Source organism: Flavobacterium paronense (genome assembly GCF_030409795.1).
Lineage (GTDB): Bacteria > Bacteroidota > Bacteroidia > Flavobacteriales > Flavobacteriaceae > Flavobacterium > Flavobacterium paronense.
In genome coordinates this window covers 2501-20000 of the sequence record NZ_JAUFQN010000026.1, presented here as the reverse complement: position 1 = coordinate 20000, position 17500 = coordinate 2501, and the positions used below count along the sequence as shown (strand labels likewise).

The following is a 17500-nucleotide window of genomic DNA, read 5'->3' as shown; positions in this document are numbered from 1 at the left end:
TTTTTTTTTTTTTTTTTTTTTTTTTTTTGTTTTTTTTTTTTTTTTTTTTTTTTTTTTTTTTTTTTTTTTTTTTTTTTTTTTTTTTTTTTTTTTTTTTTTTTTTTTTTTTTTTTTTTTTTTTTTTTTTTTTTTTTTTTTTTTTTTTTTTTTTTTTTTTTTTGTTTTTTTTTTTTTTTTTTTTTTTTTTTTTTTTTTTTTTTTTTTTTTTTTTTTTTTTTTTTTTTTTTTTTTTTTTTGTTTTTTTTTTTTTTTTTTTTTTTTTTTTTTTTTTTTTTTTTTTTTTTTTTTTTTTTTTTTTTCTTTTTTTTTTTTTTTTTTTTTTTTTTTTTTTTTTTTTTTTTTTTTTTTTTTTTTTTTTTTTTTTTTTTTTTTTTTTTTTTTGTTTTTTTTTTTTTTTTTTTTTTTTTTTTTTTTTTTTTTTTTTTTTTTTTTTTTTTTTTTTTTTTTTTTTTTTTTTTTTTTTTTTTTTTTTTTTTTTTTTTTTTTTTTTTTTTTTTTTTTTTTTTTTTTTTTTTTTTTTTTTTTTTTTTTTTTTTTTTTTTTTTTTTTTTTTTTTTTTTTTTTTTTTTTTTTTTTTGTTTTTTTTTTTTTTTTTTTTTTTTTTTTTTTTTTTTTTTTTTTTTTTTTTTTTTTTTTTTTTTTTTTTTTTTTTTTTTTTTTTTTTTTTTTTTTTTTTTTTTTTTTTTTTTTTGTTTTTTTTTTTTTTTTTTTTTTTTTTTTTTTTTTTTTTTTTTTTTTTTTTTTTTTTTTTTTTTTTTTTTTTTTTTTTTTTTTTTTTTTTTTTTTTTTTTTTTTTTTTTTTTTTTTTTTTTTTTTTTTTTTGTTTTTTTTTTTTTTTTTTTTTTTTTTTTTTTTTTTTTTTTTTTTTTTTTTTTTTTTTTTTTTTTTTTTTTTTTTCTTTTTTTTTTTTTTTTTTTTTTTTTTTTTTTTTTTTTTTTTTTTTTTTTTTTTTTTTTTTTTTTTTTTTTTTTTTTTTTTTTTTTTTTTTTTTTTTTTTTTTTTTGTTTTTTTTTTTTTTTTTTTTTTTTTTTTTTTTTTTTTTTTTTTTTTTTTTTTTTTTTTTTTTTTTTTTTTTTTTTTTTTTTTTTTTTTTTTTTTTTTTTGTTTTTTTTTTTTTTTTTTTTTTTTTTTTTTTTTTTTTTTTTTTTTTTTTTTTTTTTTTTTTTTTTTTTTTTTTTTTTTTTTTTTTTTTTTTTTTTTTTTTTTTTTTTTTTTTTTTTTTTTTTTTTTTTTTTTTTTTTTTTTTTTTTTTTTTTTTTTTTTTTTTTTTTTTTTTTTTTTTTTTTTTGTTTTTTTTTTTTTTTTTTTTTTTTTTTTTTTTTTTTTTTTTTTCTTTTTTTTTTTTTTTTTTTTTTTTTTTTTTTTTTTTTTTTTTTTTTTTTTTTTTTTTTTTTTTTTTTTTTTTTTTTTTTTTTTTTTTTTTTTTTTTTTTTTTTTTTTTTTTTTTTTTTTTTTTTTTTTTTTTTTTTTTTTTTTTTTTTTTTTTTTTTTTTTTTTTTTTTTTTTTTTTTTTTTTTTTTTTTTTTTGTTTTTTTTTTTTTTTTTTTTTTTTTTTTTTTTTTTTTTTTTTTTTTTTTTTTTTTTTTTTTTTTTTTTTTTTTTTTTTTTTTTTTTTTTTTTTTTTTTTTTTTTTTTTTTTTTTTTTTTTTTTTTTTTTTTTTTTTTTTTTTTTTTTTTTTTTTTTTTTTTTTTTTTTTTTTTTTTTTTTTTTTTTTTTTTTTTTTTTTTTTTTTTTTTTTTTTTTTTTTTTTTTTTTTTTTTTTTTTTTTTTTTTTTTTTTTTTTTTTTTTTTTTTTTGTTTTTTTTTTTTTTTTTTTTTTTTTTTTTTTTTTTTTTTTTTTTTTTTTTTTTTTTTTTTTTTTTTTTTTTTTTTTTTTTTTTTTTTTTTTTTTTTTTTTTTTTTTTTTTTTTTTTTTTTTTTTTTTTTTTTTTTTTTTTTTTTTTTTTTTTTTTTTTTTTTTTTTTTTTTTTTTTTTTTTTTTTTTTTTTTTTTTTTTTTTTTTTTTTTTTTTTTTTTTTTTTTTTTTTTTTTTTTTTTTTTGTTTTTTTTTTTTTTTTTTTTTTTTTTTTTTTTTTTTTTTTTTTTTTTTTTTTTTTTTTTTTTTTTTTTTTTTTTTTTTTTTTTTTTTTTTTTTTTTTTTTTTTTTTTTTTTTTTTTTTTTTTTTTTTTTTTTTTTTTTTTTTTTTTTTTTTTTTTTTTTTTTTTTTTTTTTTTTTTTTTTTTTTTTTGTTTTTTTTTTTTTTTTTTTTTTTTTTTTTTTTTTTTTTTTTTTTCTTTTTTTTTTTTTTTTTTTTTTTTTTTTTTTTTTTTTTTTTTTTTTTTTTTTTTTTTTTTTTTTTTTTTTTTTTTTTTTTTTTTTTTTTTTTTTTTTTTTTTTTTTTTTTTTTTTTTTTTTTTTTTTTTTTTTTTTTTTTTTTTTTTTTTTTTTTTTTTTTTTTTTTTTTTTTTTTTTTTTTTTTTTTTTTTTTTTTTTTTTTTTTTTTTTTTTTTTTTTTTTTTTTTTTTTTTTTTTTTTTTTTTTTTTTTTTTTTTTTTTTTTTTTTTTTTTTTTTTTTTTTTTTTTTTTTTTTTTTTTTTTTTTTTTTTTTTTTTTTTTTTTTCTTTTTTTTTTTTTTTTTTTTTTTTTTTTTTTTTTTTTTTTTTTTTTTTTTTTTTTTTTTTTTTTTTTTTTTTTTTTTTTGTTTTTTTTTTTTTTTTTTTTTTTTTTTTTTTTTTTTTTTTTTTTTTTTTTTTTTTTTTTTTTTTTTTTTTTTTTTTTTTTTTTTTTTTTTTTTTTTTTTTTTTTTTTTTTTTTTTTTTTTTTTTTTTTTTTTTTTTTTTTTTTTTTTTTTTTTTTTTTTTTTTTTTTTTTTTTTTTTTTTTTTTTTTTTTTTTTTTTTTTTTTTTTTTTTTTTTTTTTTTTTTTTTTTTTTTTTTTTTTTTTTTTTTTTTTTTTTTTTTTTTTTTTTTTTTTTTTTTTTTTTTTTTTTTTTTTTTTTTTTTTTTTTTTTTTTTTTTTTTTTTTTTTTTTTTTTTTTTTTTTTTTTTTTTTTTTTTTTTTTTTTTTTTTTTTTTTTTTTTTTTTTTTTTTTTTTGTTTTTTTTTTTTTTTTTTTTTTTTTTTTTTTTTTTTTTTTTTTTTTTTTTTTTTTTTTTTTTTTTTTTTTTTTTTTTTTTTTTTTTTTTTTTTTTTTTTTTTTTTTTTTTTTTTTTTTTTTTTTTTTTTTTTTTTTTTTTTTTTTTTTTTTTTTTTTTTTTTTTTTTTTTTTTTTTTTTTTTTTTTTTTTTTTTTTTTTTTTTTTTTTTTTTTTTGTTTTTTTTTTTTTTTTTTTTTTTTTTTTTTTTTTTTTTTTTTTTTTTTTTTTTTTTTTTTTTTTTTTTTTTTTTTTTTTTTTTTTTTTTTTTTTTTTTTTTTTTTTTTTTTTTTTTTTTTTTTTTTTTTTTTTTTTTTTTTTTTTTTTTTTTTTTTTTTTTTTTTTTTTTTTTTTTTTTTTTTTTTTTTTTTTTTTTTTTTTTTTTTTTTTTTTTTTTTTTTTTTTTTTTTTTTTTTTTTTTTTTTTTTTTTTTTTTTTTTTTTTTTTTTTTTTTTTTTTTTTTTTTTTTTTTTTTTTTTTTTTTTTTTTTTTTTTTTTTTTTTTTTTTTTTTTTTTTTTTTTTTTTTTTTTTTTTTTTTTTTTTTTTTTTTTTTTTTTTTTTTTTTTTTTTTTTTTTTTTTTTTTTTTTTTTTTTTTTTTTTTTTTTTTTTTTTTTTTTTTTTTTTGTGTTTTTTTTTTTTTTTTGTTTTTTTTTTTTTTTTTTTTTTTTTTTTTTTTTTTTTTTTTTTTTTTTTTTTTTTTTTTTGTTTTTTTTTTTTTTTTTTTTTTTTTTTTTTTTTTTTTTTTTTTTTTTTTTTTTTTTTTTTTTTTTTTTTTTTTTTTTTTTTTTTTTTTTTTTTTTTTTTTTTTTTTTTTTTTTTTTTTTTTTTTTTTTTTTTTTTTTTTTTTTTTTTTTTTTTTTTTTTTTTTTTTTTTTTTTTTTTTTTTTTTTTTTTTTTTTTTTTTTTTTTTTTTTTTTTTTTTTTTTTTTTTTTTTTTTTTTTTTTTTTTTTTTTTTTTTTTTTTTTTTTTTTTTTTTTTTTTTTTTTTTTTTTTTTTTTTTTTTTTTTTTTTTTTTTTTTTTTTTTTTTTTTTTTTTTTTTTTTTTTTTTTTTTTTTTTTTTTTTTTTTTTTTTTTTTTTTTTTTTTTTTTTTTTTTTTTTTTTTTTTTTTTTTTTTTTTTTTTTTTTTTTTTTTTTTTTTTTTTTTTTTTTTTTTTTTTTTTTTTTTTTTTTTTTTTTTTTTTTTTTTTTTTTTTTTTTTTTTTTTTTTTTTTTTTTTTTTTTTTTTTTTTTTTTTTTTTTTTTTTTTTTTTTTTTTTTTTTTTTTTTTTTTTTTTTTTTTTTTTTTTTTTTTTTTTTTTTTTTTTTTTTTTTTTTTTTTTTTTTTTTTTTTTTTTTTTTTTTTGTTTTTTTTTTTTTTTTTTTTTTTTTTTTTTTTTTTTTTTTTTTTTTTTTTTTTTTTTTTTTTTTTTTTTTTTTTTTTTTTTTTTTTTTTTTTTTTTTTTTTTTTTTTTTTTTTTTTTTTTTTTTTTTTTTTTTTTTTTTTTTTTTTTTTTTTTTTTTTTTTTTTTTTTTTTTTTTTTTTTTTTTTTTTTTTTTTTTTTTTTTTTTTTTTTTTGTTTTTTTTTTTTTTTTTTTTTTTTTTTTTTTTTTTTTTTTTTTTTTTTTTTTTTTTTTTTTTTTTTTTTTTTTTTTTTTTTTTTTTTTTTTTTTTTTTTTTTTTTTTTTTTTTTTTTTTTTTTTTTTTTTTTTTTTTTTTTTTTTTTTTTTTTTGTTTTTTTTTTTTTTTTTTTTTTTTTTTTTTTTTTTTTTTTTTTTTTTTTTTTTTTTTTTTTTTTTTTTTTTTTTTTTTTTTTTTTTTTTTTTTTTTTTTTTTTTTTTTTTTTTTTTTTTTTTTTTTTTTTTTTTTTTTTTTTTTTTTTTTTTTTTTTTTTTTTTTTTTTTTTTTTTTTTTTTTTTTTTTTTTTTTTTTTTTTTTTTTTTTTTTTTTTTTTTTTTTTTTTTTTTTTTTTTTTTTTTTTTTTTTTTTTTTTTTTTTTTTTTTTTTTTTTTTTTTTTTTTTTTTTTTTTTTTTTTTTTTTTTTTTTTTTTTTTTTTTTTTTTTTTTTTTTTTTTTTTTTTTTTTTTTTTTTTTTTTTTTTTTTTTTTTTTTTTTTTTTTTTTTTTTTTTTTTTTTTTTTTTTTTTTTTTTTTTTTTTTTTTTTTTTTTTTTTTTTTTTTTTTTTTTTTTTTTTTTTTTTTTTTTTTTTTTTTTTTTTTTTTTTTTTTTTTTTTTTTTTTTTTTTTTTTTTTTTTTTTTTTTTTTTTTTTTTTTTTTTTTTTTTTTTTTTTTTTTTTTTTTTTTTTTTTTTTTTTTTTTTTTTTTTTTTTTTTTTTTTTTTTTTTTTTTTTTTTTTTTTTTTTTTTTTTTTTTTTTTTTTTTTTTTTTTTTTTTTTTTTTTTTTTTTTTTTTTTTTTTTTTTTTTTTTTTTTTTTTTTTTTTTTTTTTTTTTTTTTTTTTTTTTTTTTTTTTTTTTTTTTTTTTTTTTTTTTTTTTTTTTTTTTTTTTTTTTTTTTTTTTTTTTTTTTTTTTTTTTTTTTTTTTTTTTTTTTTTTTTTTTTTTTTTTTTTTTTTTTTTTTTTTTTTTTTTTTTTTTTTTTTTTTTTTTTTTTTTTTTTTTTTTTTTTTTTTTTTTTTTTTTTTTTTTTTTTTTTTTTTTTTTTTTTTTTTTTTTTTTTTTTTTTTTTTTTTTTTTTTTTTTTTTTTTTTTTTTTTTTTTTTTTTTTTTTTTTTTTTTTTTTTTTTTTTTTTTTTTTTTTTTTTTTTTTTTTTTTTTTTTTTTTTTTTTTTTTTTTTTTTTTTTTTTTTTTTTTTTTTTTTTTTTTTTTTTTTTTTTTTTTTTTTTTTTTTTTTTTTTTTTTTTTTTTTTTTTTTTTTTTTTTTTTTTTTTTTTTTTTTTTTTTTTTTTTTTTTTTTTTTTTTTTTTTTTTTTTTTTTTTTTTTTTTTTTTTTTTTTTTTTTTTTTTTTTTTTTTTTTTTTTTTTTTTTTTTTTTTTTTTTTTTTTTTTTTTTTTTTTTTTTTTTTTTTTTTTTTTTTTTTTTTTTTTTTTTTTTTTTTTTTTTTTTTTTTTTTTTTTTTTTTTTTTTTTTTTTTTTTTTTTTTTTTTTTTTTTTTTTTTTTTTTTTTTTTTTTTTTTTTTTTTTTTTTTTTTTTTTTTTTTTTTTTTTTTTTTTTTTTTTTTTTTTTTTTTTTTTTTTTTTTTTTTTTTTTTTTTTTTTTTTTTTTTTTTTTTTTTTTTTTTTTTTTTTTTTTTTTTTTTTTTTTTTTTTTTTTTTTTTTTTTTTTTTTTTTTTTTTTTTTTTTTTTTTTTTTTTTTTTTTTTTTTTTTTTTTTTTTTTTTTTTTTTTTTTTTTTTTTTTTTTTTTTTTTTTTTTTTTTTTTTTTTTTTTTTTTTTTTTTTTTTTTTTTGTTTTTTTTTTTTTTTTTTTTTTTTTTTTTTTTTTTTTTTTTTTTTTTTTTTTTTTTTTTTTTTTTTTTTTTTTTTTTTTTTTTTTTTTTTTTTTTTTTTTTTTTTTTTTTTTTTTTTTTTTTTTTTTTTTTTTTTTTTTTTTTTTTTTTTTTTTTTTTTTTTTTTTTTTTTTTTTTTTTTTTTTTTTTTTTTTTTTTTTTTTTTTTTTTTTTTTTTTTTTTTTTTTTTTTTTTTTTTTTTTTTTTTTTTTTTTTTTTTTTTTTTTTTTTTTTTTTTTTTTTTTTTTTTTTTTTTTTTTTTTTTTTTTTTTTTTTTTTTTTTTTTTTTTTTTTTTTTTTTTTTTTTTTTTTTTTTTTTTTTTTTTTTTTTTTTTTTTTTTTTTTTTTTTTTTTTTTTTTTTTTTTTTTTTTTTTTTTTTTTTTTTTTTTTTTTTTTTTTTTTTTTTTTTTTTTTTTTTTTTTTTTTTTTTTTTTTTTTTTTTTTTTTTTTTTTTTTTTTTTTTTTTTTTTTTTTTTTTTTTTTTTTTTTTTTTTTTTTTTTTTTTTTATTTTTTTTTTTTTTTTTTTTTTTTTTTTTTTTTTTTTTTTTTTTTTTTTTTTTTTTTTTTTTTTTTTTTTTTTTTTTTTTTTTTTTTTTTTTTTTTTTTTTTTTTTTTTTTTTTTTTTTTTTTTTTTTTTTTTTTTTTTTTTTTTTTTTTTTTTTTTTTTTTTTTTTTTTTTTTTTTTTTTTTTTTTTTTTTTTTTTTTTTTTTTTTTTTTTTTTTTTTTTTTTTTTTTTTTTTTTTTTTTTTTTTTTTTTTTTTTTTTTTTTTTTTTTTTTTTTTTTTTTTTTTTTTTTTTTTTTTTTTTTTTTTTTTTTTTTTTTTTTTTGTTTTTTTTTTTTTTTTTTTTTTTTTTTTTTTTTTTTTTTTTTTTTTTTTTTTTTTTTTTTTTTTTTTTTTTTTTTTTTTTTTTTTTTTTTTTTTTTTTTTTTTTTTTTTTTTTTTTTTTTTTTTTTTTTTTTTTTTTTTTTTTTTTTTTTTTTTTTTGTTTTTTTTTTTTTTTTTTTTTTTTTTTTTTTTTTTTTTTTTTTTTTTTTTTTTTTTTTTTTTTTTTTTTTTTTTTTTTTTTTTTTTTTTTTTTTTTTTTTTTTTTTTTTTTTTTTTTTTTTTTTTTTTTTTTTTTTTTTTTTTTTTTTTTTTTTTTTTTTTTTTTTTTTTTTTTTTTTTTTTTTTTTTTTTTTTTTTTTTTTTTTTTTTTTTTTTTTTTTTTTTTTTTTTTTTTTTTTTTTTTTTTTTTTTTTTTTTTTTTTTTTTTTTTTTTTTTTTTTTTTTTTTTTTTTTTTTTTTTTTTTTTTTTTTTTTTTTTTTTTTTTTTTTTTTTTTTTTTTTTTTTTTTTTTTTTTTTTTTTTTTTTTTTTTTTTTTTTTTTTTTTTTTTTTTTTTTTTTTTTTTTTTTTTTTTTTTTTTTTTTTTTTTTTTTTTTTTTTTTTTTTTTTTTTTTTTTTTTTTTTTTTTTTTTTTTTTTTTTTTTTTTTTTTTTTTTTTTTTTTTTTTTTTTTTTTTTTTTTTTTTTTTTTTTTTTTTTTTTTTTTTTTTTTTTTTTTTTTTTTTTTTTTTTTTTTTTTTTTTTTTTTTTTTTTTTTTTTTTTTTTTTTTTTTTTTTTTTTTTTTTTTTTTTTTTTTTTTTTTTTTTTTTTTTTTTTTTTTTTTTTTTTTTTTTTTTTTTTTTTTTTTTTTTTTTTTTTTTTTTTTTTTTTTTTTTTTTTTTTTTTTTTTTTTTTTTTTTTTTTTTTTTTTTTTTTTTTTTTTTTTTTTTTTTTTTTTTTTTTTTTTTTTTTTTTTTTTTTTTTTTTTTTTTTTTTTTTTTTTTTTTTTTTTTTTTTTTTTTTTTTTTTTTTTTTTTTTTTTTTTTTTTTTTTTTTTTTTTTTTTTTTTTTTTTTTTTTTTTTTTTTTTTTTTTTTTTTTTTTTTTTTTTTTTTTTTTTTTTTTTTTTTTTTTTTTTTTTTTTTTTTTTTTTTTTTTTTTTTTTTTTTTTTTTTTTTTTTTTTTTTTTTTTTTTTTTTTTTTTTTTTTTTTTTTTTTTTTTTTTTTTTTTTTTTTTTTTTTTTTTTTTTTTTTTTTTTTTTTTTTTTTTTTTTTTTTTTTTTTTTTTTTTTTTTTTTTTTTTTTTTTTTTTTTTTTTTTTTTTTTTTTTTTTTTTTTTTTTTTTTTTTTTTTTTTTTTTTTTTTTTTTTTTTTTTTTTTTTTTTTTTTTTTTTTTTTTTTTTTTTTTTTTTTTTTTTTTTTTTTTTTTTTTTTTTTTTTTTTTTTTTTTTTTTTTTTTTTTTTTTTTTTTTTTTTTTTTTTTTTTTTTTTTTTTTTTTTTTTTTTTTTTTTTTTTTTTTTTTTTTTTTTTTTTTTTTTTTTTTTTTTTTTTTTTTTTTTTTTTTTTTTTTTTTTTTTTTTTTTTTTTTTTTTTTTTTTTTTTTTTTTTTTTTTTTTTTTTTTTTTTTTTTTTTTTTTTTTTTTTTTTTTTTTTTTTTTTTTTTTTTTTTTTTTTTTTTTTTTTTTTTTTTTTTTTTTTTTTTTTTTTTTTTTTTTTTTTTTTTTTTTTTTTTTTTTTTTTTTTTTTTTTTTTTTTTTTTTTTTTTTTTTTTTTTTTTTTTTTTTTTTTTTTTTTTTTTTTTTTTTTTTTTTTTTTTTTTTTTTTTTTTTTTTTTTTTTTTTTTTTTTTTTTTTTTTTTTTTTTTTTTTTTTTTTTTTTTTTTTTTTTTTTTTTTTTTTTTTTTTTTTTTTTTTTTTTTTTTTTTTTTTTTTTTTTTTTTTTTTTTTTTTTTTTTTTTTTTTTTTTTTTTTTTTTTTTTTTTTTTTTTTTTTTTTTTTTTTTTTTTTTTTTTTTTTTTTTTTTTTTTTTTTTTTTTTTTTTTTTTTTTTTTTTTTTTTTTTTTTTTTTTTTTTTTTTTTTTTTTTTTTTTTTTTTTTTTTTTTTTTTTTTTTTTTTTTTTTTTTTTTTTTTTTTTTTTTTTTTTTTTTTTTTTTTTTTTTTTTTTTTTTTTTTTTTTTTTTTTTTTTTTTTTTTTTTTTTTTTTTTTTTTTTTTTTTTTTTTTTTTTTTTTTTTGTTTTTTTTTTTTTTTTTTTTTTTTTTTTTTTTTTTTTTTTTTTTTTTTTTTTTTTTTTTTTTTTTTTTTTTTTTTTTTTTTTTTTTTTTTTTTTTTTTTTTTTTTTTTTTTTTTTTTTTTTTTTTTTTTTTTTTTTTTTTTTTTTTTTTTTTTTTTTTTTTTTTTTTTTTTTTTTTTTTTTTTTTTTTTTTTTTTTTTTTTTTTTTTTTTTTTTTTTTTTTTTTTTTTTTTTTTTTTTTTTTTTTTTTTTTTTTTTTTTTTTTTTTTTTTTTTTTTTTTTTTTTTTTTTTTTTTTTTTTTTTTTTTTTTTTTTTTTTTTTTTTTTTTTTTTTTTTTTTTTTTTTTTTTTTTTTTTTTTTTTTTTTTTTTTTTTTTTTTTTTTTTTTTTTTTTTTTTTTTTTTTTTTTTTTTTTTTTTTTTTTTTTTTTTTTTTTTTTTTTTTTTTTTTTTTTTTTTTTTTTTTTTTTTTTTTTTTTTTTTTTTTTTTTTTTTTTTTTTTTTTTTTTTTTTTTTTTTTTTTTTTTTTTTTTTTTTTTTTTTTTTTTTTTTTTTTTTTTTTTTTTTTTTTTTTTTTTTTTTTTTTTTTTTTTTTTTTTTTTTTTTTTTTTTTTTTTTTTTTTTTTTTTTTTTTTTTTTTTTTTTTTTTTTTTTTTTTTTTTTTTTTTTTTTTTTTTTTTTTTTTTGTTTTTTTTTTTTTTTTTTTTTTTTTTTTTTTTTTTTTTTTTTTTTTTTTTTTTTTTTTTTTTTTTTTTTTTTTTTTTTTTTTTTTTTTTTTTTTTTTTTTTTTTTTTTTTTTTTTTTTTTTTTTTTTTTTTTTTTTTTTTTTTTTTTTTTTTTTTTTTTTTTTTTTTTTTTTTTTTTTTTTTTTTTTTTTTTTTTTTTTTTTTTTTTTTTTTTTTTTTTTTTTTTTTTTTTTTTTTTTTTTTTTTTTTTTTTTTTTTTTTTTTTTTTTTTTTTTTTTTTTTTTTTTTTTTTTTTTTTTTTTTTTTTTTTTTTTTTTTTTTTTTTTTTTTTTTTTTTTTTTTTTTTTTTTTTTTTTTTTTTTTTTTTTTTTTTTTTTTTTTTTTTTTTTTTTTTTTTTTTTTTTTTTTTTTTTTTTTTTTTTTTTTTTTTTTTTTTTTTTTTTTTTTTTTTTTTTTTTTTTTTTTTTTTTTTTTTTTTTTTTTTTTTTTTTTTTTTTTTTTTTTTTTTTTTTTTTTTTTTTTTTTTTTTTTTTTTTTTTTTTTTTTTTTTTTTTTTTTTTTTTTTTTTTTTTTTTTTTTTTTTTTTTTTTTTTTTTTTTTTTTTTTTTTTTTTTTTTTTTTTTTTTTTTTTTTTTTTTTTTTTTTTTTTTTTTTTTTTTTTTTTTTTTTTTTTTTTTTTTTTTTTTTTTTTTTTTTTTTTTTTTTTTTTTTTTTTTTTTTTTTTTTTTTTTTTTTTTTTTTTTTTTTTTTTTTTTTTTTTTTTTTTTTTTTTTTTTTTTTTTTTTTTTTTTTTTTTTTTTTTTTTTTTTTTTTTTTTTTTTTTTTTTTTTTTTTTTTTTTTTTTTTTTTTTTTTTTTTTTTTTTTTTTTTTTTTTTTTTTTTTTTTTTTTTTTTTTTTTTTTTTTTTTTTTTTTTTTTTTTTTTTTTTTTTTTTTTTTTTTTTTTTTTTTTTTTTTTTTTTTTTTTTTTTTTTTTTTTTTTTTTTTTTTTTTTTTTTTTTTTTTTTTTTTTTTTTTTTTTTTTTTTTTTTTTTTTTTTTTTTTTTTTTTTTTTTTTTTTTTTTTTTTTTTTGTTTTTTTTTTTTTTTTTTTTTTTTTTTTTTTTTTTTTTTTTTTTTTTTTTTTTTTTTTTTTTTTTTTTTTTTTTTTTTTTTTTTTTTTTTTTTTTTTTTTTTTTTTTTTTTTTTTTTTTTTTTTTTTTTTTTTTTTTTTTTTTTTTTTTTTTTTTTTTTTTTTTTTTTTTTTTTTTTTTTTTTTTTTTTTTTTTTTTTTTTTTTTTTTTTTTTTTTTTTTTTTTTTTTTTTTTTTTTTTTTTTTTTTTTTTTTTTTTTTTTTTTTTTTTTTTTTTTTTTTTTTTTTTTTTTTTTTTTTTTTTTTTTTTTTTTTTTTTTTTTTTTTTTTTTTTTTTTTTTTTTTTTTTTTTTTTTTTTTTTTTTTTTTTTTTTTTTTTTTTTTTTTTTTTTTTTTTTTTTTTTTTTTTTTTTTTTTTTTTTTTTTTTTTTTTTTTTTTTTTTTTTTTTTTTTTTTTTTTTTTTTTTTTTTTTTTTTTTTTTTTTTTTTTTTTTTTTTTTTTTTTTTTTTTTTTTTTTTTTTTTTTTTTTTTTTTTTTTTTTTTTTTTTTTTTTTTTTTTTTTTTTTTTTTTTTTTTTTTTTTTTTTTTTTTTTTTTTTTTTTTTTTTTTTTTTTTTTTTTTTTTTTTTTTTTTTTTTTTTTTTTTTTTTTTTTTTTTTTTTTTTTTTTTTTTTTTTTTTTTTTTTTTTTTTTTTTTTTTTTTTTTTTTTTTTTTTTTTTTTTTTTTTTTTTTTTTTTTTTTTTTTTTTTTTTTTTTTTTTTTTTTTTTTTTTTTTTTTTTTTTTTTTTTTTTTTTTTTTTTTTTTTTTTTTTTTTTTTTTTTTTTTTTTTTTTTTTTTTTTTTTTTTTTTTTTTTTTTTTTTTTTTTTTTTTTTTTTTTTTTTTTTTTTTTTTTTTTTTTTTTTTTTTTTTTTTTTTTTTTTTTTTTTTTTTTTTTTTTTTTTTTTTTTTTTTTTTTTTTTTTTTTTTTTTTTTTTTTTTTTTTTTTTTTTTTTTTTTTTTTTTTTTTTTTTTTTTTTTTTTTTTTTTTTTTTTTTTTTTTTTTTTTTTTTTTTTTTTTTTTTTTTTTTTTTTTTTTTTTTTTTTTTTTTTTTTTTTTTTTTTTTTTTTTTTTTTTTTTTTTTTTTTTTTTTTTTTTTTTTTTTTTTTTTTTTTTTTTTTTTTTTTTTTTTTTTTTTTTTTTTTTTTTTTTTTTTTTTTTTTTTTTTTTTTTTTTTTTTTTTTTTTTTTTTTTTTTTTTTTTTTTTTTTTTTTTTTTTTTTTTTTTTTTTTTTTTTTTTTTTTTTTTTTTTTTTTTTTTTTTTTTTTTTTTTTTTTTTTTTTTTTTTTTTTTTTTTTTTTTTTTTTTTTTTTTTTTTTTTTTTTTTTTTTTTTTTTTTTTTTTTTTTTTTTTTTTTTTTTTTTTTTTTTTTTTTTTTTTTTTTTTTTTTTTTTTTTTTTTTTTTTTTTTTTTTTTTTTTTTTTTTTTTTTTTTTTTTTTTTTTTTTTTTTTTTTTTTTTTTTTTTTTTTTTTTTTTTTTTTTTTTTTTTTTTTTTTTTTTTTTTTTTTTTTTTTTTTTTTTTTTTTTTTTTTTTTTTTTTTTTTTTTTTTTTTTTTTTTTTTTTTTTTTTTTTTTTTTTTTTTTTTTTTTTTTTTTTTTTTTTTTTTTTTTTTTTTTTTTTTTTTTTTTTTTTTTTTTTTTTTTTTTTTTTTTTTTTTTTTTTTTTTTTTTTTTTTTTTTTTTTTTTTTTTTTTTTTTTTTTTTTTTTTTTTTTTTTTTTTTTTTTTTTTTTTTTTTTTTTTTTTTTTTTTTTTTTTTTTTTTTTTTTTTTTTTTTTTTTTTTTTTTTTTTTTTTTTTTTTTTTTTTTTTTTTTTTTTTTTTTTTTTTTTTTTTTTTTTTTTTTTTTTTTTTTTTTTTTTTTTTTTTTTTTTTTTTTTTTTTTTTTTTTTTTTTTTTTTTTTTTTTTTTTTTTTTTTTTTTTTTTTTTTTTTTTTTTTTTTTTTTTTTTTTTTTTTTTTTTTTTTTTTTTTTTTTTTTTTTTTTTTTTTTTTTTTTTTTTTTTTTTTTTTTTTTTTTTTTTTTTTTTTTTTTTTTTTTTTTTTTTTTTTTTTTTTTTTTTTTTTTTTTTTTTTTTTTTTTTTTTTTTTTTTTTTTTTTTTTTTTTTTTTTTTTTTTTTTTTTTTTTTTTTTTTTTTTTTTTTTTTTTTTTTTTTTTTTTTTTTTTTTTTTTTTTTTTTTTTTTTTTTTTTTTTTTTTTTTTTTTTTTTTTTTTTTTTTTTTTTTTTTTTTTTTTTTTTTTTTTTTTTTTTTTTTTTTTTTTTTTTTTTTTTTTTTTTTTTTTTTTTTTTTTTTTTTTTTTTTTTTTTTTTTTTTTTTTTTTTTTTTTTTTTTTTTTTTTTTTTTTTTTTTTTTTTTTTTTTTTTTTTTTTTTTTTTTTTTTTTTTTTTTTTTTTTTTTTTTTTTTTTTTTTTTTTTTTTTTTTTTTTTTTTTTTTTTTTTTTTTTTTTTTTTTTTTTTTTTTTTTTTTTTTTTTTTTTTTTTTTTTTTTTTTTTTTTTTTTTTTTTTTTTTTTTTTTTTTTTTTTTTTTTTTTTTTTTTTTTTTTTTTTTTTTTTTTTTTTTTTTTTTTTTTTTTTTTTTTTTTTTTTTTTTTTTTTTTTTTTTTTTTTTTTTTTTTTTTTTTTTTTTTTTTTTTTTTTTTTTTTTTTTTTTTTTTTTTTTTTTTTTTTTTTTTTTTTTTTTTTTTTTTTTTTTTTTTTTTTTTTTTTTTTTTTTTTTTTTTTTTTTTTTTTTTTTTTTTTTTTTTTTTTTTTTTTTTTTTTTTTTTTTTTTTTTTTTTTTTTTTTTTTTTTTTTTTTTTTTTTTTTTTTTTTTTTTTTTTTTTTTTTTTTTTTTTTTTTTTTTTTTTTTTTTTTTTTTTTTTTTTTTTTTTTTTTTTTTTTTTTTTTTTTTTTTTTTTTTTTTTTTTTTTTTTTTTTTTTTTTTTTTTTTTTTTTTTTTTTTTTTTTTTTTTTTTTTTTTTTTTTTTTTTTTTTTTTTTTTTTTTTTTTTTTTTTTTTTTTTTTTTTTTTTTTTTTTTTTTTTTTTTTTTTTTTTTTTTTTTTTTTTTTTTTTTTTTTTTTTTTTTTTTTTTTTTTTTTTTTTTTTTTTTTTTTTTTTTTTTTTTTTTTTTTTTTTTTTTTTTTTTTTTTTTTTTTTTTTTTTTTTTTTTTTTTTTTTTTTTTTTTTTTTTTTTTTTTTTTTTTTTTTTTTTTTTTTTTTTTTTTTTTTTTTTTTTTTTTTTTTTTTTTTTTTTTTTTTTTTTTTTTTTTTTTTTTTTTTTTTTTTTTTTTTTTTTTTTTTTTTTTTTTTTTTTTTTTTTTTTTTTTTTTTTTTTTTTTTTTTTTTTTTTTTTTTTTTTTTTTTTTTTTTTTTTTTTTTTTTTTTTTTTTTTTTTTTTTTTTTTTTTTTTTTTTTTTTTTTTTTTTTTTTTTTTTTTTTTTTTTTTTTTTTTTTTTTTTTTTTTTTTTTTTTTTTTTTTTTTTTTTTTTTTTTTTTTTTTTTTTTTTTTTTTTTTTTTTTTTTTTTTTTTTTTTTTTTTTTTTTTTTTTTTTTTTTTTTTTTTTTTTTTTTTTTTTTTTTTTTTTTTTTTTTTTTTTTTTTTTTTTTTTTTTTTTTTTTTTTTTTTTTTTTTTTTTTTTTTTTTTTTTTTTTTTTTTTTTTTTTTTTTTTTTTTTTTTTTTTTTTTTTTTTTTTTTTTTTTTTTTTTTTTTTTTTTTTTTTTTTTTTTTTTTTTTTTTTTTTTTTTTTTTTTTTTTTTTTTTTTTTTTTTTTTTTTTTTTTTTTTTTTTTTTTTTTTTTTTTTTTTTTTTTTTTTTTTTTTTTTTTTTTTTTTTTTTTTTTTTTTTTTTTTTTTTTTTTTTTTTTTTTTTTTTTTTTTTTTTTTTTTTTTTTTTTTTTTTTTTTTTTTTTTTTTTTTTTTTTTTTTTTTTTTTTTTTTTTTTTTTTTTTTTTTTTTTTTTTTTTTTTTTTTTTTTTTTTTTTTTTTTTTTTTTTTTTTTTTTTTTTTTTTTTTTTTTTTTTTTTTTTTTTTTTTTTTTTTTTTTTTTTTTTTTTTTTTTTTTTTTTTTTTTTTTTTTTTTTTTTTTTTTTTTTTTTTTTTTTTTTTTTTTTTTTTTTTTTTTTTTTTTTTTTGTTTTTTTTTTTTTTTTTTTTTTTTTTTTTTTTTTTTTTTTTTTTTTTTTTTTTTTTTTTTTTTTTTTTTTTTTTTTTTTTTTTTTTTTTTTTTTTTTTTTTTTTTTTTTTTTTTTTTTTTTTTTTTTTTTTTTTTTTTTTTTTTTTTTTTTTTTTTTTTTTTTTTTTTTTTTTTTTTTTTTTTTTTTTTTTTTTTTTTTTTTTTTTTTTTTTTTTTTTTTTTTTTTTTTTTTTTTTTTTTTTTTTTTTTTTTTTTTTTTTTTTTTTTTTTTTTTTTTTTTTTTTTTTTTTTTTTTTTTTTTTTTTTTTTTTTTTTTTTTTTTTTTTTTTTTTTTTTTTTTTTTTTTTTTTTTTTTTTTTTTTTTTTTTTTTTTTTTTTTTTTTTTTTTTTTTTTTTTTTTTTTTTTTTTTTTTTTTTTTTTTTTTTTTTTTTTTTTTTTTTTTTTTTTTTTTTTTTTTTTTTTTTTTTTTTTTTTTTTTTTTTTTTTTTTTTTTTTTTTTTTTTTTTTTTTTTTTTTTTTTTTTTTTTTTTTTTTTTTTTTTTTTTTTTTTTTTTTTTTTTTTTTTTTTTTTTTTTTTTTTTTTTTTTTTTTTTTTTTTTTTTTTTTTTTTTTTTTTTTTTTTTTTTTTTTTTTTTTTTTTTTTTTTTTTTTTTTTTTTTTTTTTTTTTTTTTTTTTTTTTTTTTTTTTTTTTTTTTTTTTTTTTTTTTTTTTTTTTTTTTTTTTTTTTTTTTTTTTTTTTTTTTTTTTTTTTTTTTTTTTTTTTTTTTTTTTTTTTTTTTTTTTTTTTTTTTTTTTTTTTTTTTTTTTTTTTTTTTTTTTTTTTTTTTTTTTTTTTTTTTTTTTTTTTTTTTTTTTTTTTTTTTTTTTTTTTTTTTTTTTTTTTTTTTTTTTTTTTTTTTTTTTTTTTTTTTTTTTTTTTTTTTTTTTTTTTTTTTTTTTTTTTTTTTTTTTTTTTTTTTTTTTTTTTTTTTTTTTTTTTTTTTTTTTTTTTTTTTTTTTTTTTTTTTTTTTTTTTTTTTTTTTTTTTTTTTTTTTTTTTTTTTTTTTTTTTTTTTTTTTTTTTTTTTTTTTTTTTTTTTTTTTTTTTTTTTTTTTTTTTTTTTTTTTTTTTTTTTTTTTTTTTTTTTTTTTTTTTTTTTTTTTTTTTTTTTTTTTTTTTTTTTTTTTTTTTTTTTTTTTTTTTTTTTTTTTTTTTTTTTTTTTTTTTTTTTTTTTTTTTTTTTTTTTTTTTTTTTTTTTTTTTTTTTTTTTTTTTTTTTTTTTTTTTTTTTTTTTTTTTTTTTTTTTTTTTTTTTTTTTTTTTTTTTTTTTTTTTTTTTTTTTTTTTTTTTTTTTTTTTTTTTTTTTTTTTTTTTTTTTTTTTTTTTTTTTTTTTTTTTTTTTTTTTTTTTTTTTTTTTTTTTTTTTTTTTTTTTTTTTTTTTTTTTTTTTTTTTTTTTTTTTTTTTTTTTTTTTTTTTTTTTTTTTTTTTTTTTTTTTTTTTTTTTTTTTTTTTTTTTTTTTTTTTTTTTTTTTTTTTTTTTTTTTTTTTTTTTTTTTTTTTTTTTTTTTTTTTTTTTTTTTTTTTTTTTTTTTTTTTTTTTTTTTTTTTTTTTTTTTTTTTTTTTTTTTTTTTTTTTTTTTTTTTTTTTTTTTTTTTTTTTTTTTTTTTTTTTTTTTTTTTTTTTTTTTTTTTTTTTTTTTTTTTTTTTTTTTTTTTTTTTTTTTTTTTTTTTTTTTTTTTTTTTTTTTTTTTTTTTTTTTTTTTTTTTTTTTTTTTTTTTTTTTTTTTTTTTTTTTTTTTTTTTTTTTTTTTTTTTTTTTTTTTTTTTTTTTGTTTTTTTTTTTTTTTTTTTTTTTTTTTTTTTTTTTTTTTTTTTTTTTTTTTTTTTTTTTTTTTTTTTTTTTTTTTTTTTTTTTTTTTTTTTTTTTTTTTTTTTTTTTTTTTTTTTTTTTTTTTTTTTTTTTTTTTTTTTTTTTTTTTTTTTTTTTTTTTTTTTTTTTTTTTTTTTTTTTTTTTTTTTTT

General features: G+C 0.2%; 1 protein-coding gene (only partly in view). It reads right to left on the bottom strand.

This entire window lies inside a single protein-coding gene on the bottom strand: locus QWY90_RS17700, encoding a hypothetical protein (RefSeq protein WP_290287059.1). The 20523-nt coding sequence extends 1001 nt beyond the window's left edge and 2022 nt beyond its right edge, so the window shows coding positions 2023–19522 (codon 675, complete, through codon 6508, partial); the first complete codon in reading order (the gene reads right to left) occupies positions 17498 to 17500. The start codon and the stop codon both lie outside this window.